Here is a 26410-nt window from a genome sequence, read left to right on the forward strand (position 1 = left end):
TAATTATAACAGATGGGGAGGTTCTTATTTTTATTGCTTTTAGAACGTTAATGTATCAAGGCATTACGATTATGAAATTTGCTCAATGAAAGAAATAGTATGAAAAAGAGGGATAAGGATGTATACGTACCAAGAAGGTGTGCCAAAAGAAATTGATAAGATCGCACAATTATATCAACGCTTAGAATGGGATAAGGTAGGGTTGACATCTGTTGAGCTAGAACAAATGTTTAGAGGAAGTTGGCTTGTACTTTCTGTTTATGATGGCGCTAAGCTGATTGGAACAGGCCGTATTCTATCTGATGGTGTCATCACAGGATTAATTTGTGGTGTTGGCGTTGACCCAGATTATCAAGGTGAAGGTGTTGGTGGAAAAATTGTGAATTATTTGGTTGATAAATTAGTGGATGCCCGAATTTATCCGCAGTTGTTGTGTGAAGCTTATTTAGAGGATTTTTACAAAACGCTTGGATTTGAGACATTTACAGTTGGGATGAATTATCCTATTCAAAGGTAGCAAGAAAAATAAAAAGCCAGATACTGACATTTTTTTGTGTCAAAGGCTGTTATAATTTATTTATTCGAACACAGCGAGGAGGACTGTCTGTGAAAATTATTGTGACACAGCCATTCAAATGGGAGCCAATTCTTGATTACTTAAACCGAGATGCATTAGAGCCGATGTACCAAGTGATTGATGGCCGCGTGCGACGAGCCTTTGAAGTTGATGGGAAAATAATAATCTGTGAAATCACTTATGATGAACTGGATAAGTGCCTTTGTGTTACATTTTTGAATCATCAAAAAGTTTCACCAATTGGAGAGCAAGAAATTGCTGACTATATCTCGGAGTGGTTAGATTTAGACTATCACTTGGAAGCCTTCTATCAATTCGCAGAAACGGACGAATTACTGGCTGAACTGATTCCTCAATTTTATGGCTTGCGTTTGGTAGGTGTCCCTGATTTTTATGAAGCGCTTGTTTGGGGAATCTTAGGTCAACAAATTAATTTGTCTTTTGCCTATACATTAAAGAAAAGATTTGTGGAGAAATACGGGAAAAAAATTGAGTATCAAGATGAGGTTTATTGGATTCATCCAAAAGCAGAAGATGTTGCCAAAACAACGCAAGAAGACTTATTGTCTTTACGCTTAACGCAACGAAAAGCAGAATACTTATTAGATGTTTCAAGACGTGTGGCATCGGGAGAAATGAGTAAATCATACTATCTTAACTGTGACTCAGCAAAAGAGGCTGAAAAAGACTTAATCAAAATACGCGGGATTGGTCCTTGGACTGCGAATTATGTGTTAATGAGATGTTTGAGGATGGGTGAAGCTTTTCCGATGAAAGATATTGGTTTGTTAAATGGCATTAAAACAATCCGTGGATTAGATGAAAAACCAACGTCAGGAGACTTGTTAGCACTTAAAGATCAGTTTGGTGAATGGTGTAGTTATGCCACATTTTATATTTGGCGCGTCTTGTATTAAAGTTTAAGAAAGAAGGGATTTCAATGTTATCAAAATTCTATTATCAGTCACCACTTGGCGAAATGGTCGGTCTCTTACGTGGAGATGCGCTTGTTGGGTTATGGTTTGCTGAGCAAAAATATTACGGTGGGAAATTTAATTTAACAGACATCTCGACAGAAACGTCTGAGACGACGAAAAAAACGATGCTGTGGTTAGATGCTTATTTTAATGGAGACTGCGTTGATTCACAAACATTGTCGCTATCACCTGAAGGAACACCATATCAAAAACGTGTTTGGCAAGTCTTAAGTCAAGTGCCATATGGTGTAAAGACAACTTATAAAGCAATTGCTGAGGAGCTAAATCGACTTTATCCGGATAAACCAACATCTCCTAGAGCGGTGGGGGGAGCGGTGGGGCATAATCCAATTTCAATCATTATCCCATGCCACCGTGTTGTTGCAGTTAATCAAGCCTTGACTGGTTATGCGGGAGGATTAGATCGTAAAGTGGCATTACTAGAAATTGAAGGTCGATAGTTGAGAAAGTGAGTGATTTTACATGACTGTTTCAGATCAAGAATGGCAAGCTATTTCAACAAATGATAAGACGTACGATGACGTTTTTTGGTACGCCGTTAAGAGTACGAAAATATTTTGTCGACCGTCGTGTCCATCACGTTTACCTAAAAGAGATAATGTGGATGTCTATTATTTAAAAGAGGCCCCTCTTAAAGACGGGTTTCGGCCGTGTAAGAGGTGTCAACCTTTAAACGAGACTGTTAGCAATCAAGTGTGGGTTAAAGAAATTGATACGATTCTTGAGACACATTATAGTGAACCTCTATCTTTGAGAGAACTTTCGTACTTGGCTCATGGCTCTGAATCCTATTTAAGGCATGTTTACAAGGCTGAAACAGGTGTCACACCACAGCAACGATTGATGTCGATTCGTTTAAAAAAAGCAGCAGATATGTTAAGTCATACCAATCGAAAGATCGCTGAAATTGCTGAGAGCGTTGGCATCCCAAATGTGTCATATTTTGTCCAACAATTTAAGGCGGTTTATCATGATACACCAAAAAAGTTTCGTGAAAGTCAGGGTAGATGAAAAAAATCTTTACTTTTTTTTCAAATCATTGTATGATAATTCCACAAATTAGGAGGTGATTGAGATGATACTATCATCTTTATCTCGTGTTCAAGGTTTCAATATTAACTGATACTTTGAACGAAAAAAACATTATTTTCCTCAAAGTATCGTAGAACTTATGAGAGAGAAGGAAAATAATATGCTACAACCATATGAATATAATACAGTAAAAAATCAAATTTCAAATCTGATCAACATCTATAAAACAGTGAGTGATAAAGATGTCATTATGACGTCTCAAGAGATGGTGACATCGCAATTACGACCAGTTTTAGGTGAAGCACTACATGAAAAAATTTGCCTGTCGTATCTTGACGTGACGTTGACAAATGCAAAAGCCGTACCACTTTTTGAAACTATTAAAGAAGAAGTTGAACCATTTAAACAGGTTTCTGATAAGCAACTTGAGAAAGTCTTTCGTAAAGTTAAGAAAATGAAATATCCGAATTGGGATCAATTAGATTTACAGGAGTTAAATTACTTAGCCTGGGACGATATTGGGACGCAGCGAAAATATATTTCTTTTTATGAAAATGATAAGTTAGTAGGTTTTTATGGCGTTATGTCAACAAATGTTATCAAGAATGTGTGCTCGATTTGCCACCAAGTGGATAATGTTGCGATGTTCTTAAGCACAACTAAAAGTTCAGGTGACGGTACGTATACTAAAAAAGGAAATTATATCTGTAAAGATAGCGTGAAATGTAACCAACAGATGCATGATTTATCTCATTTACATGATTTTTATCATACTGTTACCGATAAGTAGCACAACATAATAGACGTTTTTGGAAGGAAGTTAGTGATGAGAAAATATGGCTTTTTTGTCGTTAGTTTGATTACGATTGCTGTCTTATCAGCATGTACAAAAAATAATGAAAACGTCAAAAGTAGTAAAGAATCAACTGTAACGTCAGTTAGTGAATCGATTGATGCGGATAATCAAAAAATAATTGACGATGCGCAAAAAGATGCAGATGATATCGCACGTAAAGAAATCGAGGAAAAAGAAGCTAGAATTGCTAAGGATGAACCATTAGTTTTGTTAAATGGTAAAGTTAACGATATTATGACAAAACCAGATAGTGGTTTAGATTTAGTCAGAGTGACTGTGAAATTAGATAATATTGAAAATGACAAAAATAATTTATTTAAAGATAAAGTAGGTAAAGAAGTTGAGTTTTTCTTTTCAGAAAAACAGTTTAAAGACTTTAAGTTTTCTGATTTAAAAAAAGGTGATAATGTTAGTATCGAAACTTTTCAAGATGCAAGCCTTTCTATCTCAGAACCTAAACAAGTCGATACTTTAGACATTGTCAAAATTAAATAAACACATTAAGATGAAGTAGGCAGAGATGTCTACTTTTTTTATATAATTTTCCATTTATTGCCCCTTTGTTTACAACTTGGCAATATCACCTCGATATAATTTAATTACCAAATAAGAAGAGGAGTGATTACAATGAAAGTAACAAAGAAAATGGTCTGGATAACAGGATTGGTCACAGTGGTATGTCTAGGTATTTTACTATTTGCGCAGTCACAGATTGAAAAAAGCACTTTTTCAAATCAACAGCTTAAGGAAGAACAAAAAACAAAAGCCTCTTTGGATATTGCGCTTAGAGATTTATCAAATAACGAAAGTATGAGTGTGAGTGATTGGTATGTGGGTCGTTTAGGATATAGTGAACAAGCAATGAAAAAATTCAAAGATAAATTTAATCGTGATCCTCAAGTAATAACAAATAAAGAAGTAACTGAAGAGGAATTTGAATTTTTAGATGCGATGAATTTTATCGATCGAAATTCAGAAGTACCTATTTTGACCAAAAATGCAAAGGAAAAGAATGATTTAGAAGGACCTTCATTGGAAGATGTTTTATCTGCATTGAATCAAGTTACCCCTAATCAAGACACAGAAAAAATCATCCAAGAAATTTGTGAGAAACATGGTATAAATCCGGAAGGTAATCAAGGAACACTCACAGTAGAAGCTGTTGATGAAATCAAGGAAAAATTTAGTCAAGAATTTACAAAAATAAAATAGAATAGAAAGTAAAAAAAATGAAAAAAATACTAATAGTTGAAGATGAAAAAAGAATAAATAATCTAATCAAAGAAGGTTTGACAGCAGCTGGTTTTGAGTGCTGTCAGGCATTCTTTGGTTTTCAAGCATTGAAGTTTGTTCAGGAAAATGAGTTTGATGTGATTTTGCTTGATGTTCAATTACCAGATATTAATGGATTTAAACTGATTGAATCATTTGATGAGATTCCAGTCTTGTTTTTAACTGCGCGTGATAGTATTGAAGATCGTGTGACTGGACTAGAATTAGGTGCTGAAGACTATCTTATTAAGCCTTTTGCGTTAGAAGAGTTGATTGCAAGAATTAACGTTATTTTGAGACGAAAAAAAACGCAAGAAATTTTTAAAGTAGCCAAACTAACAGTGAATCTTGAGCAACGAACAGTTCTTTTCGAGGGAAATGTCATTGATCTAACCCCACAAGAAATCGCGTTATTAGCCGTATTTATCTTAAATCAAAATATCGCATTAACGCGAGAACAACTGATTACCCAAGCGTGGGGAATAGATTATGAAGGTGATGACCGTACGGTGGATGTTCATGTTCAAAGATTGCGTAAAAAGCTCGAATTAGAGCATCATATTAATACTGTTTTTAAAGTTGGTTATCGATTGGATGTGGATTAATTGAAACTTTGGAAGAAGAGTTTTTATCTATCTAGTGCTATCTTTTTAAGTTTAATACTAGGTGGGGTGACACTAAACTTAATGGTGGAGTATGTCCACATGCTTAAAAATGAAACGATTTTTTTTACAAATTTAGTTCAGTCAAGTGACTTAATCGTGGATGAGTTAGCAATTGATCGAAAAAATGATATGGTAACTGACATTATCGAAACGAGTAAAAATGAACTTTTATTTTACTATGATGTTCGTAAAGGTGATGAGGTTATTTTCGCTAATACGCCGCAAAACCTGAAAGAATTCTCGATTGAAACGAAAGAAAAAATCGACTTAGTTAAAGTAAAACAGCATCAAGTGTTGATTATTAATAAATCAATGGAAACAAAAAATGGTGTGATGGACGTTACTTTTAGAAAGAATATTTCAAAAAGTTATTCAGCTTACTGGCAGAAAGTATGTGTGACCTATTTGATTGGTATCGTTATATCAAGTTTGCTTTCTTATTTTTTATATTACCAAATGAAAAAAATATACCGCCCCATTCAAAATTTGTCACATGAATTGCGAACACCATTGACTTTGATTAAAGGGTATAGTGATATGATGATGCGTATGAAAACAAGTGAAGAACAGAAGATTTCAATGAGTAGTGAGATTTACGAGGCATAAAACTCGCTGCAAGAAGTCATCGAACAATTATTGTTAATGGGCGATTTACGAGAAGGAGACATCCTCAAAGAGTCACTTTATATGTCGTCAATTTTTGAAGAGTTTAAGGAAAAGTATGATCTACTAAATGTCGTTGTTAACCATGAAACAGATGTTCAGGTTAACCTTATCTTGATTTTGCGTTTAATTGATAATTTACTTGCGAACGCCTATCGTGTCAGTCAAAGTGCAACTGTTGAAATAATTGACGCGACAGTGTTGATCGTAAACGATGGTCCAACAATTCCAAGTTCAACATTAAAAAAAATGAATCGAGGCAAGCAATTACAACCACATGAATATAGTGGCACTGGTCAGGGATTTATTATTTGTTTTGAAATTATGCAGCTCCACAATGGGAAAATTCACATAGAATCAGCGCATAATCAAACGAAGGTTACATTAGTCTTTTAAAAATATCTTAAGTACAGCACTTATCGAAAGGGATTCTAGACAAAATATTGGATTCCAGCTATGATAGAGCTGTACTTTCTTTTTGTGAAAGGAGAATTATAGGTGATCAAAACAGTTAAAGCAGCCTCTTAATTTGTAGACAAATTAATTAGGAGGCATTAAATATGACATTTATTGAAATTAAACAAGACACTTGGGAAAGAAAACCTTACTTTGATTCATATATGGAAAGTCAAACGAGTTTTAGTATGACGGTTCCAATTGATATTACAGTCTTGTTAGCACACTTAAAAAAACAAAATTATAAACTTTACCCAGCATTACTTTTTATGGTGACAAAAGTGATCAATCAACATTCAGAATTTCGAACAACTATTAATTCAGAAGACAAGCTTGGAACATGGGACGAAATGCATCCAGCATTCACCGTTTTTAATCAAGAAACGAAGCTTTTTTCTGAGAGATGGTTAGAGAATCACGATAAGTTTTCATTGTTTCATCAAAATTATTTAGCTGATCAAAAAGCCTTTTTGAATGAAACGAGTCAAACAAATATACTTACTCCAGAAAATGTTTTTCCGGTTTCAATGATTCCTTGGCAATCGTTTACGGAATTTAATTTAAATATTAATAATAAAAGCTTTCTATTACCAATCACAACCTTTGGAAAATACTATTCTGAGAGAGAACGGGTGATGTTGCCGGTTTCTTTGCAAGTTCATCATGCTGTCTGTGACGGGTATCATGCGAGTTTATTTATAGAAGAATTAGCGCAATTAGCTGCGGAGGCTAGAACTTGGCTTGATTAGCCAAATTGACTATTTAGGAGGATATTTATGCACCAACATTTTGACGAAATACATGATTTAATGGAACAGGCCTTTCCTGAGAGTGAAAGACGTATTTATGAGGAACAAAAAGAACTTTTGGATCATCCGAATTATGAGTTAGTGATAAAGAGAAATGATCATGATAAAATAATTGCTTTTATGGCTATTTGGAATTTAGAAACATGTCGTTTTATCGAACATTTCGCAGTCGACTCAAGCATGAGAGGTCACGGAATTGGTGGGAAATTCATGTCTGAAATTATGGAAGACACTTCAAAACCAATTATTTTAGAAGTTGAACACCCAGATACGACTAATGCCAAACGTCGCATTTCTTTCTATGAAAATCTTGGTTATCACTTAAATGAAGTTGACTACGCACAACCACCACTAAGAGAAGGTGAAGCGGAAGTACCTTTATATGTGATGAGTTATCCTGAACAAGTTCCATCACATGAATTTGATGATTATAAAAATGATATTTTTAGTACACTTTATGATATGTAGGAAAATAAGGAATCTGACACATGATGTCAGGTTTCTTTTTTTGATTTTCAAAGCTTTTACTTGTGCTCTAAAGTTAAATGTGTTAAATTTATTTTAGACACGGGTGTCTAAAAAATGATGATGGTGAAATGTAATGGCGAAAAAAGAGTTAACTTATGCAGAAAAGAGAAAACAACTTATTATTAGCAAAAGTATTTCTGTTTTCTCTGAGAAAGGTTTCAATCACGCCACAATGAAAGACGTGATGACAGCGACGGGTATGTCGAGAGGAGGCGTTTACGCACATTTTAATAATATTGATGATTTATTTTTGAGTGTCTTACAGTATATTGACGATTTGCCTAAAAACCAACTTGTTGTAAATCCAGAGCAAACCGCACTCTCCAATTTATTCACTTGGGTAGATCAAAGTTTTACTTTTACGGAAGCTTCTATTTGTCAAATTGGTAAAGCTCTTTCTGAGTATTTTTTAGCACATACAAAAAATGAGATACCGTACCTTGAAGAGAGACGTAAAAAACTAACTTCGCAAGTTGAAAACTTTATTGAGGCGGGTATCAAATCAGGCGAATTTAAACCGAAAATCGACGTGAAAAACTTTGTTGAATTGTTACTGTGCCAAATAGATGGCATTCTTTTAAATCACTATGTAAATGGTCAAGAAGAAATGAATAATCAAAAACTTATCAACTATTTAAAAGAACAAATAAAAAGAATCTTATTGAAATGAGGGAATGAATATGTTTAGCGGTGAGAAAATTAAATTTAGAAAATTAGTACCAGCAGATGCGGAAAGTTATCATGAATGGCGTAATGATTTTAGTGTGATGCGCAGCACAAGTCCGTATTTAGATTTATATTCTTCAATGGAGACAGAAGAGTTTGTCACAATGATTTCAACTAGTGCTAATGCCAAAAGTTATATGATTGAGACAAAAGAAAATGAAAAGCCAATTGGTGTGGTGTCGTTAATCAATCTTGATTTTAAAAATCGTTCGGCAGAATGTGTGATTGACATTGGGGATAAGTCAATGTGGGGAAAAGGAATTGGATTTGAAGCAATGTCGTTACTGGTTCATTATGCCTTTAGTGAACTGAATTTACATCGTTTATCACTTCAAGTTTTTTCTTTCAATCAAAATGCGATTAGTTTATATGAAAAAATTGGTTTTAAAGTCGAAGGGCAATCACGTGAAGCTCTTTATCGCGATGGACAATACCATGATGTCATCTTAATGGGATTACTAAAAGATGAAGCTAAACTTGAAACAAACTAGAAAACGCGAAACGTTTGCTAGTTTGTTTTTATTTTGTCGAATTTGTAACGGTTTATCCTACTAGTCTATGTTAGACTGAGAGATAGGAGATTAAAAGTTATTTTATTTTAACATTAAAGTGAAACCGTATTCAGATTGAATATGATTCCGAATTTATAGGAGGCAATGTTATGGATATTGCAAATTTTGGCGTTGAAGAATGGTTAAATGAATGGGAAAAAAAAGCAACATATGATATTTCACAAAGTTCGGTTGAAGCTTTTACTCTTGAAGAGTTATTAGCATTAGATGGTACGACAGTTGAAGAATTCTTTGGTCGCTTAAGTAAAGTGCCTCAAGACTATGGTTGGATTGAAGGTTCAGATACCTTTAAGGAAGAAGTTGCTAAACTATATAAAAATGTTGATCCAGATAATATTCTTCAAACAAATGGAACAACAGGTGCGAACTTTTTAGCATTATATGCTTTGATTGAACCTGGTGATCACGTGATTTCAATGCTGCCATCTTATCAACAACTTTATGATATTCCTCGTTCATTTGGAGCAGAAGTTGAATTTGTTGAATTAAAAGAAGAAGAAAATTGGGAATTTGACTTAGCAAAATTAAAAGAATTAATTCGTCCAAATACGAAAATGATTTGTTTAAATAGTGCCAATAATCCAACAGGTACTCAAATTGACCGAAAGATGTTAGAACAAATTATCGACATCGCAAAAACATCAGGTGCATACGTGTTAGTTGATGAAGTATATGGCCCATTATCAGCAGATACAGATCACATTTCAATCGTTGATTTATATGATAAAGGAATTTCAACAAACTCATTATCAAAAACTTATTCAGTACCTGGTATTCGAATTGGCTGGACTGCGACTAATAAAGAATTAGCAGATCTATTTAGAAAATACCGCGACTATACGATGATTTGTGGTGGCGTGATTAATGATGAATTGGCAGTACATACGCTTAAAAATAAAGATAAAATTCTTGCACGCAATAAACAAATTGTTGCTGAAAACTTAAAAGTTCTGACAGATTGGGTTGAATCAGAACCCCGTGTAAGCTTAGTTGTGCCAAATTACGTATCGACATCATTTATTAAATTTGATATTCCTCAAGATGATCGTTCATTCTGTTTAGACTTATTAAATGATACAGGAGTCTTACTAATTCCGGGTGACGCTTTTGATTTCCCACAACATGCACGTGTGGGGTATTGCTGTAAGAAAGAAACACTCATCAAAGGGTTAGAATTATTATCTGGCTACCTAAGAAAATTTGATTAAATTTGCTCCTTATATCGAGACTATGATGTTCTGACATTGTAGCCTCTTTTTTTAGTCTGAGTAAAATATACATCTCTTGGTTAGCTAAAAAATAGGACAGAAGGCGGATTTCTAATAACATGCTCTTTGTTATGATTTAGTTATACAGGAGGTCGTGAAAATGAAAAAAATATTACTAACATTAATTATAGTAGGTGGTCTAGGAGTGGGAGCACCAATCGTGGGTTCTATGTTGACGCAAGGCCAAAAACAAACCGCAGATAATGATTTAGGTCAACAATTTGACCGTTTTAATCTATTAATAAAAAAAGAACCATCTTATGTGAAAATTGATGGAAAACAGTCAGAAAAACAAGAACCTGGTGGCTATATGTATCATCAAAAGGTCGTATCAGAAAGTGGTAAAGCATATGATCTATCTTACTATGCAGGTGATAAATTAAAAGAAGCAGCCTATCTAAAATTAGATACGAAGGGTCGTTTCGTTGAAACATGGGAAGAAGTTCAAAAAGAAGATATTCCCAAAAATGTACTTTCAAAAATGGAAACATTATAAGAAGTTGTGACTAAGTGTTCAACTTCAAGATATGGAGACGAAAATCACAAAGATTTTTTTATAAATTTTTGTGATTTTTTTATGCCGAAGACTTTTGATGACACCGTTAGTTCTCAGTTAAGAGAGTATAACTTACTTATTTTAGTTTTTTTAGTTGTTCAAAGCAGTGACTTGCATTATAGTGATTATGACGTATAGTTTAGATGAATGATGAGAACAAAAGAAGGAAGTGACTACGTGCGTTTAAATAAATTTATCAGTGAATCAGGAAAAGCATCTCGACGCGGTGCCGATAAGTTAATCGAGCAAGGACGCGTTTATGTAAATGGAAAAAAAGCAAAAGTTGGCAGTCAAGTCGAACCAGGAGATGATGTTCGTGTAGACGGCAATCAACTTTATATTGCGCCAAAAAGCAATGTTTACATTGCCTTGAATAAACCAGTTGGCATCACAAGTACAACGGAAAAAAACGTGAAAGGAAACATTGTCGATTTAGTTAATTACCCATCGCGAATTTTTCATATTGGTCGTTTAGATAAAGATTCTGAAGGCTTAATTTTATTAACGAATGATGGCGATATTGTCAATGAAATTTTACGTTCCGAAAATCGTCACGAAAAAGAATATGTGGTGTCAGTTGATCGCCCAATTACACCTGAGTTTTTAGAACAAATGGCGGCAGGTGTTAAAATTTTAGGCACAAAAACTTTGCCTTGTGAAGTTGAACAATTGTCAAAATTTGATTTTAAAATTATCTTAACCCAAGGATTAAATCGTCAAATTCGTCGGATGTGTGAGGCGCTAGGTTACACTGTCTGTCGCTTACAACGATTAAGAATTATGAACATTGAATTAGGTAACTTACCCGTAGGACAATGGCGCTACTTATCTAAAAAAGAAAAAAGCCGCCTATTTGACGACTTAGACTACCAAGAAAAAGAATGGTAAATAAGCGTGTATTTTTTAGCGTATTGCTCTGCAGAAACTGGAGATTTTCTCATTCAATCGGCTTTTTCGATTGAGTGGTAAAATTGAAGTTTCCCAAGAGCAGCTAAAAAATACCAAACTAAAACAAGCGTGTATTTTTTAGCGTATTGCTCTGCAGAAACTGGAGATTTTCTCATTCAATCGGCTTTTTCGATTGAGTGGTAAAATTGAAGTTTCCCAAGAGCAGCTAAAAAATACCAAACTAATAAGCGTGTATTTTTTACGTATTGTTCTGAGAAAAAAACTTCGCCGCTCAATATGAGTTAGGCGAAGTTTTTATTTATTTTTACGTAAAGTCATCAAGGTTAAAGGTAACGTTAAAATAATATAACCAAGAATGACATAGAGTAAGAATTGTATTGTTAATGATGCAATATTTAATAATTGAATCATTGCAAAGGGGATAAGAATTGCAACAAAGAAACAAATAAATAATTGGACAAAACGTTTAAGTGACATCTAAAAACTCCTCATCGTGTGATTTATAAAGTGTTAAAGAAATCTTTACCATATTTTGCTTCGATTTCTTCACCAAAATCATTTTTAATTTTTTCAATCATCATATCATGTTTGATTCCGAGCATGATTTCTTGAATGAGTGCTGGATGTTTTGTTTCTACAGCGGAAGGCACGAGACGTCCATCAAAACTACCAATAATCGCTTTTTTCTGATCAAAGAGCATATTAAAAGAGGTAAAGTCCTCATCATGAATTGCAACGGGCGCATCAATTACGATATTCTTTAAAGAAGTTTCAACATTTTTGAATGTAATCAGAGTAACTTCAAGTCCTCGTTCTTGTGCTTCTTCAAGTAAAGGCAAGATATAAGTTAGATCCTCAGGGAAAACATCCACAACAATTGATTCTTGTGCATGCCCGATACTTCGTTTAATGACTGATTGAACGGCTTCAAGTCCTTGAGTGTTGTAAAAATGAAAAGAAGTCTGTTTTTCGCGTTTTATTTCATCAGTTAATATTTTAGATGCTTGCTTAAATTCAAGTTGTAATTTTGAAATCAATTCATCAATGGGAACAGCAACATAAGCGGTGCTTTTTCCTTCAATCACCTGACAAGCCCCTTTTTTATGTAAAGAATTGAGTGCAGCATAGACGTTTGAACGTGAAGATGAAATATTTTTGGCGACCTCGTAACCTGTTTGTTCGTTTGATTCAATTAAAGCTAGATAACATTTTGCTTCTAACTCGGTTAAGCCAATTTTTTTTAAATGGTCAATCATTTCAAACACTCCCTAATTTATGTAAATTGAATGGCATATAATTCTTCATAGCGACCCTTCGCGGCAAGCAGTTCATCATGAGTTCCTTTCTCAACAATAACGCCGTCCTCCATCACGATAATTCGGTCAGCCTTTTGAATGGTTGATAAACGGTGCGCAATGACAAGCGAAGTTTTTTCTTCAAGTAAAGTATCAAGTGATTCCTGAATAAATTTTTCAGCCTCATTATCTAACGCGGCCGTTGCTTCATCAAGAATTAAGATAGGGGCATTTTTAAGAAGAATCCTAGCAATTGCAATTCGTTGCTTTTGGCCACCGGATAATTTTATGCCCTTTTCGCCAACTTGAGTGTCTAATCCATGAGGCAAGCTTGCGATAAATGAGTCTAATTTTGCAGCATGAACAGCTGTTTCTAAATTATCATCTGTTTTATCGGTTGCTCCATATAGAATATTCTCATAAATTGTACCATCTATCAACTCAATATCTTGTGTAACCATGCCAACATTTTGACGAAGTGAATCAATTGAAAAATCTTTAATATTTGTGTTATCAATTAATATTTCACCGTCACTTACGTCATAGAGTCGTTCTAATAATTTGGTAATGGTCGTTTTTCCAGAGCCGGAAACACCTACTAAAGCAGTCATCTCGCCTTTATTGATTGAAAAATTAAGGTTATTAAGAATATCTTGGTCGTTTTGATAATGGAAATTCACATTATTAAAATGAATTCGATTTTCAAAATTATTAAAAATAGTCGGTTCAGCTAAATTCCTAATCTTTGGTTCAGATACGTAAATCTCCATAATGCGTTCATAAGAGACAACGGATTGTTGAAAACGACTAATCATTTGGGTGAAAGAGCGAATGGGATTTTGTAGCATTTTAAGGTAAGCAAGATAGGCTACCATACTACCAACAGAATGTTGACCGCCAATAATGACGAAACTTGAGTAAACCAGCACAATTGTCATATCTAAGTAATTGACGAAATCAATCGCGGGTGAAAAAATAGTTTGATAATTCATTGCTTCAAAATAATTCTTTTTATTTTCTTCGTTTAATTGATGTAAGTTTTCTTTCTCAAAATCTTCAGTCACGAAAGTTTTAATCAATAAAATCGAAGTTAAACTATTTTGAAAGAGGTTATTGATTTTAGCGTTTGATTGACTAACATTTTTATAAGCCTTCTTGATCCGTTTACTGAAATAGACATTGATAAAATAAAGTATTGGAAAAGTTAACGTAATCAGTAGCGTTAATGTTGCATCTTGTATAAACAAGAAACCGTAAATGACAATGAACGTAATAAGATTTGAAATAAGTTTTAAACTCTGTGGTGAAACTAAATCTTGTAGCGTTTTAACATCATTTGACAGGCGTGTCATTAAGTCGCCCGTTTTTGCTTCTTCAAAAAAACTAAAATCTTGCATCAAAAGTTGATGATACATATCTTCACGAAGTTCAATAATCATATCTTGACTCATTCGGCTCATAATAAAGGTTGAAAGATAACTAAAAATGCTGAGTAGTAAAGCAAAAAATAGTAATAAACCTGCATTGAAACTGATATCTGATTTAGATTTATTTGGAATAGAAACATCAATAATGTGTTGGGTAATTTGAGGAATCTTAAATTCTAATAGTGAAATAATGAGTAATAGGATAAAACTAGCAAAGAGCCACACTTTTTTATTTTTAAGTTTTCCCAAGATAAATTTTAACATTGAGAAAACTGTGCTTGTTTCTTTTTTTGCCATGGTAATCCTCCTTTTTTATAAGTAGTATTTTATAGAACTACTATAATCCTGAATGAGATTATTTGTCAACTTATTTATTTTGTTTTTTATATTTATATTTACAGCTTAATTAGTGAAGAATTATACAATACAAGTTATAATCAAAGAGAAAAGGAGAGGATGACAAAAATTGAAAAAAATAAATTTAAATGACAATTTATTTGATATCGTAACACTTTATCCTGAAGTTAAAGACATCATGTTTGAACTAGGTTTTAAAGCTATAGCTCAACCAGGAATGTTGCAAACGGCAGGTCGCTATATGACGATCAAAAAAGGCGCGAAAATGAAGAAAATCGCCTTAGATCAAATTATCCAAACGTTGGAAGAACATGGATTTATTGTGGAAGGAGAAAACTAAATGGGAACATCAAGCAAAGCAGAAAGACAAAAAAAAATTGTGGAAATTTTAGGTTTATTACATGAAGGTGGTTCTTTTGAAGAAGCGAAACGCCTTTTCAATGAAGAGTTTGATGGTGTCGATGTAACAGAAATCACTTCAGCTGAACGTGAATTAATCAAGAATGGTTTGGATCCTTCAGAAATTCAAAAACTATGTACCATTCATGCGGCTGTTTTTAAGGGTTCAATTAATGAAATCCATCATTCAAACCAAGAGTATGGTCAACCAGGACATCCCGTTCACACATTAAAATTGGAAAATCAGGTACTACAATCACTAATGACCGATGAAATCGATGGCTTGCTTGTTAAAATTGAGAATGGTCAGTGGGAGTTCCAAGAGCGTTTAGTCCATGCTGTCAAAGATTTAGGTCAATTAGATAAACACTATGCTAGAAAAGAAACATTGATTTTTTCATATATGGAAAAATATGGTATTACAGCACCACCAATGGTTATGTGGGGTGTTGACGATGATATTCGTGAGCAAATTAAAGAAATGACACAACTTGTTCAAGGCGAAAGAGTTGCCTTTAATCCAATAAAAATTCATTGGGAAAAATTAAAGGAAGATATTGAAGAGATGATTTTCAAAGAAGAGGAAATTATGGTTCCCATGACTTTAGATGTCTTCACTTTAAAAGATTGGGAACAAATAGCTAAAGATAGTTTTGATATTGGCTTTGCTTATATTCCAGAACCGCTTCCTTGGAAAGCAAGTCAAGAAAGTTTAGCAAAAGAATTAGAACGAGAACCAGTTCGTTTAGAGATGATTAAACAAGCGAAGGAAATGACTGAGGGAATCGCAGAATCAATGTCAACAGAAGAAAGTATTGTACCAAAAGAAACTTCAAATAATTTTGATGGCAGTGAAATCAATTTTCCAACAGGAAATCTACAAATCAAACAACTAATCAACATGTTTAAATACATTCCTGTCGATTTAACATTTGTTGATGCCAGTGAAACGGTGTGTTTCTATTCAGAAGGAAAAGAACGCGTCTTCCCAAGAACCAATTCTGTCATTGGCCGTAAAGTAGTCAATTGTCACCCGCCAAAAAGTATGCATATGGTGCAACAAATACTAGATGATTTTAAAGCAGGATCAAGAGAGCATGCAGAATTCTGGATTGAACTCCATGGCAAGTTTGTGTATATTCAATACTTTGCCGTACATGATGATGACAATCAATACCTAGGCTGCCTAGAAGCCACCCAAGATGTCACTCATATCCGTAACCTAGACGGCCAAAAAAGACTAATGGATTAATCAAAGTGGTGAGGCTGGCGTTTAGGGATGAGCATTAAGAATTAAGATTATCCTGGTATTCAGACGGTTTTTGTCTGAGTACCAGGATAACTTAATGCCGAATCCCTGCCAGCAGAACCCCGTAAATCAAGGTGGTGTAGAAGGCAGTTTGCACTGAGCAGTAAAATATCAAAAGCAAAACAATCAAAAATTTATCATAATACAAAATAAAAATCCTATGAAATCAAGGCATTAAAATTGATTTCATAGGATTTTTTTATGTCTGAGATTTGGTGTTTAGTATGTTCTAATTAAATTTCTTTGAGAAAAAATGAAAAGAAATAAAATACGAAATAAATATTAATAAAAGAGCGGTAATACTTAAAGCGATTAATAATGTAACAAAACTAATTGCAGGGATTCCAATTTGATTTACTAAAAAAGTACCACCAAAACTGAAAAATAGCATCGCTACAATAAAATATATTCGAGCATTTTCAACTGTAAATTTAAAGAAAAGTGGTAATGAAATTGAAAAAATGATGATACTACACATGAAACTTAGTGCTATACCTTGTACTGCGAATAAGAGAGAAAGTGAACCAACAGTACTTTTTATGAGGCATATGAAAAGTGTAATTAGAGATGAACCTATCGCCATAAACGTGCCACAAAAATATTTTTCGAGAACATAGGTTGTTTTTTTTATTGGAAATGTCATGGCAAAATTTTCAAAATGTGACATTTGATCATAAGAGAATAAGCTGATGAAAGATAGTGTTGTGACAGGAATGATTGCAAATAGCATCTGTCCATTTTTATCATGCCAACCTAGTACTAAAAACATTAAGACCATTAATAAAATCCCTTTTAAACTGCGCTTAATCAGATAAAAATCTTTCAATAATAAAGCTTTCATGCTAATGCACCCCTTTCTTAAAGAGCAATAGAATATCTTCAATTGTCGGTGTAGTCATCTCAAATTCGGGAAACTCACGTCTAAATAATTCTTTTTGAGTCGTTAAACAAGTCACTGAATGCGATTGCTCTAAAACAGCTAAAAATTCAAAATTATTTAATTCAGCATAAATTTCCGGAGTGATTTTTAGAAGTGCATAATTTTCATCTAGTGTCGATTGGTCTTCTATAAATTGAATGGCGCCCTTATGAATGAGAATAATTTGATCGGCAATTTTATCTAAATCACTGGTAATGTGAGAAGAAAAGAGAATCGATTTTTCGTCATCCATAAAGTCTCGGAAAATATCTAAAATTTCTTGACGAGAAACTGGATCAAGACCTGTTGTTGGTTCGTCTAGAAGTAGTAATTGAGGGTGATGGGCCAGTGCTAAAAATATTTTTAGTTTAGCTTGCATTCCTTTTGAACATTCTTTAAACGTTTTATTTTTGTCAATATCGTGTGACTTTAATAATTCAGAAAAGTATGCTCTGTCCCAATTTTTATATGCATGCTGCATGACTTTTTCAATTTGATAAATTTTGAAGTTTTCGTCGAAAAATGAATCATCAAGAATGACACCAATCTTTTCTTTAATTGCAGGTTTTTGATCTAAGTTGTGAGAACCAAAGATTTTGATTTCTCCGGAAACAGGAGTAAGTAGATTTAATATTGTTTTAATTGTGGTCGTTTTACCAGCACCATTTTCTCCAACAAAACCAACAATTTGTCCTTTTGGTATCTGAATGGATATGTCTTGTAAATCAAATGAATCAAGGGTAACGTTGACATTTTCTAGAATAAGATTATATTCAGTCATTTTGATTCCTCCTTGTAAAAATATCTTGTAATGACAAGTCGTGTGTTTGCGCCAATTGTTCCAGTTCAGTCAATTGTTCTTCGATATACTGTACGACTTCTTTTTTTTGAAAAGCAATATCAATTTCAGCGACGTAATTTCCTTTTCCTGGAACACTATAGGTCAAATCATTATTATTTAATAATTCATAGGCTTTTTTGATTGTGATGACACTGATGTTTAATTCTTTTGCAAGTGCTCGAATCGAGGGAAGTTCTTGGTTAGGCATTAAACTTCCGTCCATAATTTGTTGCTTAATTTGTTGATAAATTTGTTCATAGATTGGAACGGGCCCATTCCTAATGATAAGATTCATTGTATCCCTCCTCTAATTATACTGTGTATATACAGTATATACAGTGGTTGCGTTTTTGTAAATAGTTTTGTTAAATATCTTGAGAATTGGTACAATGGGTTGGATTAGGAATCAGGAAAAAGGAGCATAAAAAAATGCGAAATATCAAATTAACAATTGAATACGATGGAAAACGTTACTCAGGATGGCAACGTTTAGGTAATACGGATAAAACAATTCAGGGGAAAATCGAAAATATTATTTTTCAAATGACAGAAGAAAAAATTGAAATTATTGGTTCAGGTAGAACAGATGCAGGCACACATGCTAGAGGGCAAGTTGCTAATTTTAAAACAAATTCAACAATGTCGTTAGCTGAGATGCAAGCATTCTTTATTCAATATTTACCAAGAGATATTGTCATTAAAAAAATTGAAGAAGTTCCAGAACGTTTCCACGCACGCTACAATTGTACAGGTAAAAAATATAGTTACTACATTTGGACGGCAGACACACCTTCCGCATTTGATTATCATTATGTTTATCAATATCCAGAAAAATTAGATATGAAAAAAATGCAAACAGCATGTGATAAATTAGTTGGCACTCATGATTTTATTGGTTTTTCAGCTTTGAAAAAATCAAAAAAATCAACAACACGTACAATCAAAGAATTATCAATGGTACGTGAAGGGGATAAATTACATTTCACATTTGTAGGTGATGGCTTTTTATATAAAATGGTGCGAATTTTAATGGGCACAATCTTAGAAATAGGAGCCGGCACACGCGACTTATCATCAATCGACGATATCTTTGAAAATAAAGTCCGCCAAGACGCAGGCGAAACCGTCCCTTCCCAAGGACTATTCCTAGACGAAGCCTATTATAACTAGGTGATTATTTTGGCGATTTGAGATGAGCAGTAAGACAATTGTGATAATCAGGTGTATTTTGCCTGAATATCACAATTAGCTTAATGCCGAATCTCAGCAGAAAAAAGCCCGATAACTAGAGATCACCCAACAACAAAACAGGCAACGATTCGATAAAAATGAGTCGTTGCCTGTTTTACTTATTTATGTTGTTCATACTGAGTGTAAAGAATGTTTTCAGCACTGATCAATTCGAGATATTGAATCGCTTCTTTTGAGATTGTATGCTTTTCAAAATAGTTCATTTCTTCAAAATCAATCTCTGCAAAAACGATTTTTTTTGTATCTGCTAAAATAATTTTACCAATTAGTAAATCATCAGATAAATCAGATACAAGAGAGATGATTTTATTTTCTTTTAAGCAAAAATCTAACATCTCTTCGAAATTAAACTTAATAAATTGATTACCAATTGTTTCAAGCTTAAAACAATCAAAAATATGATTAGCTTTTGTATAGAAAATAAATTGTTCATACATTTTAAGATAATCAGTTTCAATCTCGATTTCTGAGATGCTTTCTTTTTTACGGTATTGGATGTTATCTAGAATCCCTTGCTCACTGACAGATTGAAATAATAGATAATCAGGAGCGTTTTTAATGATGTAACCAATTGAAAAAAACTCTTCATCTTGTTCAGTGTGGACGTGAATTTCAACTAATTGTGTAGACGGAATATCAAAATTTATGTGATGCATGTCGGACCTCCAATTTTATCAACCAACAAAACAATCAATAGTCGCTTATTTAGTCGCAATGACTTCAATTTCGAACAAAGCATCCATTGGTAATTGTGCAACAGCAACACATGAACGAGCAGGATAGTCACTTGTAAAATAAGTACTATAAATATTATTAACTGCTGCAAAATTTGCCATATCAGTAATAAAAAGTGTAGTTTTAGCAACGTTTTTAAAATCCAGACCAGCTTCATTTAAAATACTTTCTAGATTGATAAAAGCTTGTGTTGTTTGTGCTTCTAAAGTTGTTTTTAGTTGTCCATTACTTGGGTCAATACCCAATTGCCCGGATACATAAAGCATTTGATCGACCATTACAGAGTGTGAATAAGGGCCGATTGGTTCAGGAGCGTTGTTTGAATTAATTATTTTTTTTGACATGAAATACCTCTTTCTTATTTGAATTAACGTAAGCATTATTAATTCTATATAATTACGACTTGATTAGCAAGAACACAAGACCTTATATGTGTTAAAAAAACGAGACTTTGACATAAGTACGTCACAGTCTCGTTTTCCAAACTAAACGGTGCCGCAGAAGTAGCTTCTTCGGCTTATTTCTTGAAGCTAAATACTTCTGTCACAACCTCTTTCTACCAAATGCTAATGCGTTTTTCAGGTGCTAGATACATTGGATCTTGTTCCGTTGTTTGGTATAACTCGTGGAATGCATCAAGATTTTTGACTTGAAGATTAGCTCTTAATTTTGTTGGTGCATGAACGTCAATAGCTAATAGTAAATCAGTGTATTGTTCTTGTGCTTTTTGACGCCAAATGCGTGCCCAATTTTCAAACAACTCTGCTGGATTATAATCTTTTTCAAGTTGTGCAGCTTCTAAAGCACAGCTTAAGCCACCAGCATCGGCAATGTTTTCTGATACGGTCAACGTTCCATTTGTTTTACCATTTCCAAATGGAATATCATCAAATTGGTCAATCATTTGTTTGGTTAAGGCTTCAAAATGTGTAAGGTCAGCATCTGACCACCAGTTATTTAGGTTACCAAATTCATCAAATTTTGCACCATTATTATCAAATGCGTGTGAAATCTCATGGGCAATCACAGCACCAATCCCACCATAATTTGCACTACGAGATTGATTGAAATCATAGAATGGTGCTTGAAGAATGGCTGCTGGGAAGACGATCACGTTATATTGTGGATGATAATACGCATTTACCGTATCAGCACTCATTTCCCATTCGTTGCGATCAACTTTTTGTAAGTAGCGGTTAAAATAATATTCTCTAGTTAAACGTTCAAATTTTTCAACATTGTCAATTAAAGTACCACCATCTTGCTTGCTGACCGTTTGATAAAGTGAATAAATGTCAGGTATTTTTTCAGGATAACCAACGTGAATGCCAAGCGTACTGAGTTTAAGAATTGCTTTTTCTTTTGTTTTATCATCTAACCATGTGTTTTTTGTTAAACGATTTTGATAGATTTGAATCATTTGTTCAACCATTTCTTGGACATCATCTTTTGCCGCTTTACCAAAATAATGATGCGCATAATAATTGCCGATCACTTGATCAAATTGGCCAGTTGCAAGATAAAAATAATGTTTTTCTTGTGAAATATGTTCAGCAGCACCTGATAGAGCAAGATTGTATTGACTTGCAGTTTGACGGAAATCTTCTGTTAAGATACTACTGAATGAACGAACATAAGCAGAAATCATCCAATGTTTCATTTGGTTAAAAGTATCGTGTGTAATCATTTTTTGAAGATTTTCAAAATAGACAGGCTCAGTCACAATAATTGTTTTCGGATCTTGATGTAAAAGCGTACCGAATACTTGTTCTAATTGTAATAGTGGATGATAGTCTTTGATATCATTTAAAGTTCTTGGATTGTATGCTTTTGCGTAGTCTGCGCTTTCTTCCGCACTCTTCATAAATGGGACTAAGGTTTGATCGAAGGCAATGGTATCATCGACAATCGTTTCAGCATATTCTGTATTAAAACCAATTAAAGCAAAGAGCTCTAACATCATTTTTTTATAGACTGCAAGCAATTCTTCTTTATTTGGATGCTCATCGGTATAGTACGTTGTATCAGGTAAAATTAATGAAGTTGGGCTTAGATAAATACCATATGTATCTGCTTGTTTCATATCTGAATTCACATCGATTGTAAATGGACATGGGTAACCAGATAATATCCAATCAGGCATTTGTTTAGCCCAATCGCCAATCGAATGGAGATTATTAATCCTTGCTAGACGCGTGATTAATGGTGCAACGCCAATACTATCTCGTGTTTTACCATCTGAGACAAGTTGATAGAAATCTTTAAAAGCTTGCAGCTCTTTTGAATCAATCTTAATCTCACCAGTGGCAATTTTTTTAACATCATGCATTAATAATTCTTCAATCTTCTCTGCTAGAAAAGCAAAGCTATTAATAGCCGGTTTATCACCAGGGATTATCGCTTCTTCTAACCAGTCATGATTGACATATTCATAAAAATCTTGTGTTGCAGTCGTTTTATTTTGACTCATTATCTTCACTCCTTTATATTATTATAACGCTTTTTAAGTATCTTCGGAAGAATTAGTCAGTCTAATTGAATAAACTCAAAAAATAAACGTTTTTTCTGATACAATTAAAGTATCTAGGAGGGTATGTGACATGAAATTAGACAAAAAGAAAACCATTTTAGTTGGGATAGCGTTTCTGACAATTTCTGCCTTTTGGCAATTATATGACTTTGTTGTCCCTTTAATGTTGAGGCAGGAATTTGGTATAAGTGATACGATTTCAGGAATTGTGATGTCATTGGATAATGTTTTGGCGCTCTTTCTTTTACCATTTTTCGGTGCTTTATCTGATCGCTCTCTTTCTCGTTTTGGTAAAAGAATGCCCTATATTTTTGTAGGAACGCTTTTTGTTTCGGTGGGTATGTTTTTATTACCTTTGGCTGCGAAAATAAAAAATCTCCCATTACTTGTCGTTTCTTTGGGTATTGTCTTAATTTTTATGTCAGTTTATCGTTCTCCTTCAGTGGCCTTGATGCCTGATATTACGATCAAACCACTTCGTTCGGAAGGGAATGCTGTCATTAATTTGATGGGTGCGATTGGCGGTGTTTTTACACTTGTAGGGTTATCTTTATTTGATCCGTTAAAAGTGGGTTACTATCCCATTTTTATACTAGTTGCTGGCTTAATGCTTTTAGGTCTAGCAATTATGATTGTCACAGTTAAAGAAAATCAATGGGCACAACAAATGCTAGATGATATGCGGCATTTTAATATTGTCGAAATTGAGGATGATCCAAATACTAATTCATTGCCTAAAGAGGTGAAGCGATCATTGTGGTTTATATTAGCATCGATTTCATTTTGGTATATGGGATACAATGCTGTGACGACAGCATTTTCAAGGTATGCAACCCTTCAAATAGGTTTGACGGGGAGAGAAGCATCATTTGTTTTACTTTTTGCGAATGTTGGTGCGATTGTTTCTTTTATTCCGATTGGCATTTTTTCTTCTAAATTTGGCCGCAAATTTACAATTCGAGCAGGTGTCTGTTTGTTAGGTTTGGTCTTTTTGACGGCAACGTTTTATCATCAGTTTTCACCACTTATTTATCTTAATTTTGTTTTAGCTGGGGTAGCGTGGGCCGCGATTAATGTAAATTCATTGCCAATGGTACTTGAAATGGCAGACTCAAATGAAGTCGGAAAATTCACTGGTCTATATTATACATTTTCCATGGCCGCACAAATTGTCACCCCTATTTTTTCAGGCCTCTTATTTGATGTCTTTAGTTATCGTGTGCTATTCCCTTACGCAACGTTTTTCGTTGTCTTATCTTTTATAACAATGAGTCAAGTTAAACATGGGGATGTTGTTTTAGAGAAAGAGTAGTTATATCAATTTTTGTTGAATTTTTATGAAAAGAAAGTGAGGTTTTTTTAATGAGAGTAACCTATCATGGTCATTCAGTTGTTAGTATTGAAAGTAATCAAGGTGTACGACTAATCATCGATCCATTTATTACTGGGAATCCACTCACAGATTTAAAAGTTGAAGATGTCGAAGTGGATTATATCTTAGTCACACATGGTCATAATGATCATATTGGTGACACAGTTGAACTTGCACTTCAGACGCAAGCGACTGTGATTGCGATTCCAGAAATCATTCAATTTGTGGATCAACAAGGTGTTGTAAATCAACACGGAATGAATATTGGAGGTCAGTATAAGTTTCCATTCGGTACGGTTAAAATGGTGTTTGCGCAACATAGCTCTGGTTATGATAATGGTCAAGAGATGGTTTATCTAGGTGAACCGGTAGGGTTTGTGATTCAAATGGATGGCTATACTCTGTATCATGCTGGAGATACCGCCTATTTTAGTGACTTAAAAATATTGCGTGAAGATTTTGATATTGATGTCGCCTTTTTACCAATTGGCGATAATTTTACGATGGGATTAAGAGATGCAGCTAAAGCAAGTGATTTAATTCAAGCTAAAACAGTCGTTCCAATGCACTACAATACCTTCCCTGTAATCACACAAGATCCAGAAGAATTTATAAAATTGTTACCAGATGGGGTAGGGCAAGTATTGAAAGTTGGTCAAGCGATGCAATTTATAAAAAATGAGAAATAACAAAATAGTATTAAAATAACCTTATAATTGAAATGTGATTTAAAAAACATGTGATAATGAAGAAGTATCACATAAAATTGTGATCGAATAATTAAGTAAAGAGAGGAGTGAGGACGAGTGCACTTAATTCAAAAAAAATTTGAATTTATCCTGTATGGCTTAATTTTAAGCACAGTGATTGGTTTTATTTCTTTTTTATTTTTACGTGTAGAAGCTTTTTTTACAGAATTCTTTTGGGAGAAAACACCGCAAATTATTGGTAAGAGCCCATTTTATTTTTTAGCACTGTGTTTGATTGGAAGTGGCATTGTCATCTTTCTAAAAAACAAATGGGGCGATTATCCCGAAACGGCGCATGATACAATGAACCGTTTAAAACAAGATAAAACATTGGATTATAGTGATGTATTTAAAGGTCTAGCAATGGCAGCTATTATTTTAATGTTTGGTGCTGGCGTTGGACCAGAGGCCGCATTATTAAGTGCTGTGATTTCGTTGTCAATCTGGCAGGCAGATAAATTACGTTTTTTGTTTTTTAATCAAGATGAAATTAATCAGCTACCTTTTCTTGAACGTGCTAAAACAGTCTTACATCCAACTAAAAATTTTCAAAAATATAGTGAAGAGCTTGCATTAAAGGACGAAACGATTTTAAAGAAAAAGAAATTATTGAATTTATTATTTATTGTCAATGGTCTTGTGACACTCACGGTTTTGATGAAGTCAACCAATCAACCATCATTCATTACAAAAGTAGGCATGTCATCATGGCATTTTAAAGAACTTTGGATTTTTATTCCGATTGTGCTTTTAAGTTTCTTTTGGGCTTATGGCTATCGTTGGCTTAAAATTGTGATTAAGCGTGTTATGGATCAACTCTTACCCAAGATGCCACAACGTATTATTTTTGGTGGGTTAATGATTTTTGTATTTAGTCAAACGATGCCAAGCTTACTTCATTCTGGACAAATGAGCATTTCGCCGTTGATTGAAACGCGCTCATCAAGTACTTTTATGGTTCTGTTAATTTTAGCCATTATGAAATTAGTTCTTTTACAATTCTGTTTAACAAGTGGTTGGACTGGAGGGGATATTTTCCCGATTTTCTTTGCAGCTTTACTTGTCGGAGCAGGGATCACGAAGCTCTTCCCAGGTATGGATCCAGTCTTTATTATGGCTATAACAGCCTCAAGTTTTACAATTAGTATCTTAAATAAAAATCCTATTTTTATTGGCCTTTTTACAGCCTTGTTTTTCCCAATTAATACGCTACCAGTCATTTTGTTAGTTATTTTAGTTTTTTGGAGTATGAACAAGTATTTTAGAAAGCAAAATCAAATGAGTTAAAAATATAGCGGAAAAAAAGAGAACGATTTTTTTAAATCATTCTCTTTTTTTC

At 33.8% G+C, this 26410-nt stretch carries 33 protein-coding genes; 23 read left to right on the forward strand and 10 right to left on the reverse strand.

What is annotated here, in order from left to right:
- Window positions 1–118: 118 nt before the first annotated feature.
- The 17 genes from ESZ54_RS06365 to rluF all read left to right on the forward strand — a co-directional run bounded on the left by ESZ54_RS06365 (window position 119) and on the right by rluF (window position 11866).
- Window positions 119–517: a GNAT family N-acetyltransferase gene (locus tag ESZ54_RS06365; protein ID WP_136136832.1), complete on the forward strand. Its 399-nt coding sequence runs from the start codon at window positions 119–121 to the stop codon at window positions 515–517.
- An 89-nt stretch (window positions 518–606) separates the two neighbouring features.
- Window positions 607–1494, forward strand: coding sequence for a DNA-3-methyladenine glycosylase 2 (locus tag ESZ54_RS06370; protein ID WP_136136833.1), 888 nt, complete (start codon window positions 607–609; stop codon window positions 1492–1494).
- 23 nt (window positions 1495–1517) lie between these two features.
- Window positions 1518–2015, forward strand: a complete 498-nt coding sequence (locus ESZ54_RS06375) for a methylated-DNA--[protein]-cysteine S-methyltransferase (RefSeq protein WP_136136834.1) — start codon at window positions 1518–1520, stop codon at window positions 2013–2015.
- A gap of 22 nt (window positions 2016–2037) precedes the next feature.
- Window positions 2038–2586 carry a bifunctional transcriptional activator/DNA repair enzyme AdaA gene (locus tag ESZ54_RS06380; RefSeq protein WP_136136835.1) on the forward strand — a complete coding sequence of 183 codons (549 nt, stop codon included), beginning with the start codon at window positions 2038–2040 and terminating at the stop codon, window positions 2584–2586.
- A 181-nt stretch (window positions 2587–2767) separates the two neighbouring features.
- Complete coding sequence (locus ESZ54_RS06385) at window positions 2768–3397, forward strand: FusB/FusC family EF-G-binding protein (RefSeq protein ID WP_239433759.1); 630 nt, start codon at window positions 2768–2770, stop codon at window positions 3395–3397.
- 36 nt (window positions 3398–3433) lie between these two features.
- Window positions 3434–3958: a hypothetical protein gene (locus ESZ54_RS06390; RefSeq protein WP_136136837.1), complete on the forward strand. Its 525-nt coding sequence runs from the start codon at window positions 3434–3436 to the stop codon at window positions 3956–3958.
- 132 nt (window positions 3959–4090) lie between these two features.
- Window positions 4091–4675 carry a hypothetical protein gene (locus ESZ54_RS06395; RefSeq protein ID WP_136136838.1) on the forward strand — a complete coding sequence of 195 codons (585 nt, stop codon included), beginning with the start codon at window positions 4091–4093 and terminating at the stop codon, window positions 4673–4675.
- 17 nt (window positions 4676–4692) lie between these two features.
- Window positions 4693–5340, forward strand: a complete 648-nt coding sequence (locus tag ESZ54_RS06400; RefSeq protein ID WP_136136839.1) for a response regulator transcription factor — start codon at window positions 4693–4695, stop codon at window positions 5338–5340.
- On the forward strand, window positions 5341–6006 hold the full coding sequence (locus tag ESZ54_RS06405) for a histidine kinase dimerization/phospho-acceptor domain-containing protein (protein WP_136136840.1): 666 nt from the start codon (window positions 5341–5343) through the stop codon (window positions 6004–6006).
- 36 nt (window positions 6007–6042) lie between these two features.
- A complete protein-coding gene (locus ESZ54_RS06410) occupies window positions 6043–6459 on the forward strand; it encodes an ATP-binding protein (RefSeq protein ID WP_136136841.1) in 417 nt (138 codons plus the stop codon).
- Between the two features lie 164 nt (window positions 6460–6623).
- A complete protein-coding gene (locus ESZ54_RS06415) occupies window positions 6624–7268 on the forward strand; it encodes a CatA-like O-acetyltransferase (RefSeq protein ID WP_136136842.1) in 645 nt (214 codons plus the stop codon).
- Window positions 7269–7295: 27 nt separating this feature from the next.
- On the forward strand, window positions 7296–7796 hold the full coding sequence (locus tag ESZ54_RS06420) for a GNAT family N-acetyltransferase (RefSeq protein ID WP_136136843.1): 501 nt from the start codon (window positions 7296–7298) through the stop codon (window positions 7794–7796).
- A gap of 133 nt (window positions 7797–7929) precedes the next feature.
- Window positions 7930–8526, forward strand: coding sequence for a TetR/AcrR family transcriptional regulator (locus ESZ54_RS06425; protein WP_136136844.1), 597 nt, complete (start codon window positions 7930–7932; stop codon window positions 8524–8526).
- Window positions 8527–8536: 10 nt separating this feature from the next.
- Complete coding sequence (locus ESZ54_RS06430; RefSeq protein ID WP_136136845.1) at window positions 8537–9073, forward strand: GNAT family N-acetyltransferase; 537 nt, start codon at window positions 8537–8539, stop codon at window positions 9071–9073.
- Window positions 9074–9243: 170 nt separating this feature from the next.
- Window positions 9244–10362 carry an aminotransferase gene (locus ESZ54_RS06435; protein WP_136136846.1) on the forward strand — a complete coding sequence of 373 codons (1119 nt, stop codon included), beginning with the start codon at window positions 9244–9246 and terminating at the stop codon, window positions 10360–10362.
- A 160-nt stretch (window positions 10363–10522) separates the two neighbouring features.
- Window positions 10523–10918, forward strand: coding sequence for a YxeA family protein (locus ESZ54_RS06440; protein WP_136136847.1), 396 nt, complete (start codon window positions 10523–10525; stop codon window positions 10916–10918).
- A 207-nt stretch (window positions 10919–11125) separates the two neighbouring features.
- A complete protein-coding gene (gene rluF / locus ESZ54_RS06445; RefSeq protein ID WP_204249519.1) occupies window positions 11126–11866 on the forward strand; it encodes a 23S rRNA pseudouridine(2604) synthase RluF in 741 nt (246 codons plus the stop codon).
- Between the two features lie 53 nt (window positions 11867–11919).
- On the opposite strand, the gene ESZ54_RS12755 is transcribed toward rluF, so the two are convergent.
- The 4 genes from ESZ54_RS12755 to ESZ54_RS06460 form a co-directional block, all read right to left on the reverse strand.
- Window positions 11920–12042: a hypothetical protein gene (locus ESZ54_RS12755; protein ID WP_275426544.1), complete on the reverse strand. Its 123-nt coding sequence runs from the start codon at window positions 12040–12042 to the stop codon at window positions 11920–11922.
- A gap of 139 nt (window positions 12043–12181) precedes the next feature.
- Window positions 12182–12364, reverse strand: a complete 183-nt coding sequence (locus ESZ54_RS06450; RefSeq protein ID WP_136136848.1) for a hypothetical protein — start codon at window positions 12362–12364, stop codon at window positions 12182–12184.
- Window positions 12365–12387: 23 nt separating this feature from the next.
- A complete protein-coding gene (locus ESZ54_RS06455; protein ID WP_136136849.1) occupies window positions 12388–13143 on the reverse strand; it encodes a TrmB family transcriptional regulator in 756 nt (251 codons plus the stop codon).
- Between the two features lie 17 nt (window positions 13144–13160).
- Window positions 13161–14906 (reverse strand): ABC transporter ATP-binding protein, encoded by a 1746-nt coding sequence (locus ESZ54_RS06460; RefSeq protein WP_136136850.1) that lies wholly within the window; start codon window positions 14904–14906, stop codon window positions 13161–13163.
- A gap of 169 nt (window positions 14907–15075) precedes the next feature.
- Here ESZ54_RS06460 and ESZ54_RS06465 point away from each other — a divergent pair, with 169 nt between their 5' ends.
- Entirely contained in the window at window positions 15076–15306 is a 231-nt protein-coding gene (locus tag ESZ54_RS06465; RefSeq protein WP_136136851.1) for a DUF1858 domain-containing protein, read from the forward strand.
- Window positions 15307–16617, forward strand: a complete 1311-nt coding sequence (locus tag ESZ54_RS06470; protein WP_136136852.1) for a DUF438 domain-containing protein — start codon at window positions 15307–15309, stop codon at window positions 16615–16617.
- A gap of 286 nt (window positions 16618–16903) precedes the next feature.
- Here ESZ54_RS06470 and ESZ54_RS06475 read toward each other — a convergent pair whose 3' ends face one another.
- The 3 genes from ESZ54_RS06475 to ESZ54_RS06485 are packed head-to-tail and all read right to left on the reverse strand — an operon-like array spanning window position 16904 to window position 18729.
- Complete coding sequence (locus ESZ54_RS06475) at window positions 16904–17515, reverse strand: ABC-2 transporter permease (RefSeq protein ID WP_136136853.1); 612 nt, start codon at window positions 17513–17515, stop codon at window positions 16904–16906.
- 1 nt (window position 17516) lies between these two features.
- Window positions 17517–18374, reverse strand: coding sequence for an ABC transporter ATP-binding protein (locus tag ESZ54_RS06480; RefSeq protein WP_136136854.1), 858 nt, complete (start codon window positions 18372–18374; stop codon window positions 17517–17519).
- The gene (locus tag ESZ54_RS06485) at window positions 18367–18729 is read right to left on the reverse strand and encodes a GntR family transcriptional regulator (RefSeq protein WP_136136855.1); all 363 of its coding nucleotides are present in this window, start codon (window positions 18727–18729) and stop codon (window positions 18367–18369) included. Before ESZ54_RS06485 ends, ESZ54_RS06480 begins: the two co-directional genes overlap by 8 nt.
- A 134-nt stretch (window positions 18730–18863) precedes the next feature.
- On the opposite strand from ESZ54_RS06485, the gene truA reads away from it, so the two are divergent.
- Complete coding sequence (truA, locus tag ESZ54_RS06490) at window positions 18864–19604, forward strand: tRNA pseudouridine(38-40) synthase TruA (RefSeq protein WP_136136856.1); 741 nt, start codon at window positions 18864–18866, stop codon at window positions 19602–19604.
- A gap of 179 nt (window positions 19605–19783) precedes the next feature.
- Here the strand turns inward: truA and ESZ54_RS06495 are convergent, their stop codons facing one another.
- The 3 genes from ESZ54_RS06495 to ESZ54_RS06505 all read right to left on the reverse strand — a co-directional run bounded on the left by ESZ54_RS06495 (window position 19784) and on the right by ESZ54_RS06505 (window position 22890).
- Complete coding sequence (locus tag ESZ54_RS06495; protein WP_136136857.1) at window positions 19784–20341, reverse strand: hypothetical protein; 558 nt, start codon at window positions 20339–20341, stop codon at window positions 19784–19786.
- Between the two features lie 45 nt (window positions 20342–20386).
- Window positions 20387–20764 (reverse strand): RidA family protein, encoded by a 378-nt coding sequence (locus tag ESZ54_RS06500; RefSeq protein ID WP_136136858.1) that lies wholly within the window; start codon window positions 20762–20764, stop codon window positions 20387–20389.
- Between the two features lie 212 nt (window positions 20765–20976).
- Complete coding sequence (locus tag ESZ54_RS06505; RefSeq protein ID WP_136136859.1) at window positions 20977–22890, reverse strand: M13 family metallopeptidase; 1914 nt, start codon at window positions 22888–22890, stop codon at window positions 20977–20979.
- Between the two features lie 130 nt (window positions 22891–23020).
- On the opposite strand from ESZ54_RS06505, the gene ESZ54_RS06510 reads away from it, so the two are divergent.
- The 3 genes from ESZ54_RS06510 to ESZ54_RS06520 all read left to right on the forward strand — a co-directional run bounded on the left by ESZ54_RS06510 (window position 23021) and on the right by ESZ54_RS06520 (window position 26358).
- The gene (locus tag ESZ54_RS06510; protein ID WP_136136860.1) at window positions 23021–24262 is read left to right on the forward strand and encodes an MFS transporter; all 1242 of its coding nucleotides are present in this window, start codon (window positions 23021–23023) and stop codon (window positions 24260–24262) included.
- 50 nt (window positions 24263–24312) lie between these two features.
- Complete coding sequence (locus ESZ54_RS06515; protein WP_136136861.1) at window positions 24313–25011, forward strand: metal-dependent hydrolase; 699 nt, start codon at window positions 24313–24315, stop codon at window positions 25009–25011.
- A 117-nt stretch (window positions 25012–25128) separates the two neighbouring features.
- A complete protein-coding gene (locus ESZ54_RS06520; protein ID WP_136136862.1) occupies window positions 25129–26358 on the forward strand; it encodes a chloride channel protein in 1230 nt (409 codons plus the stop codon).
- Window positions 26359–26410 lie beyond the last annotated feature (52 nt).

This window comes from Vagococcus silagei (genome assembly GCF_004795745.1).
GTDB lineage: Bacteria > Bacillota > Bacilli > Lactobacillales > Vagococcaceae > Vagococcus > Vagococcus silagei.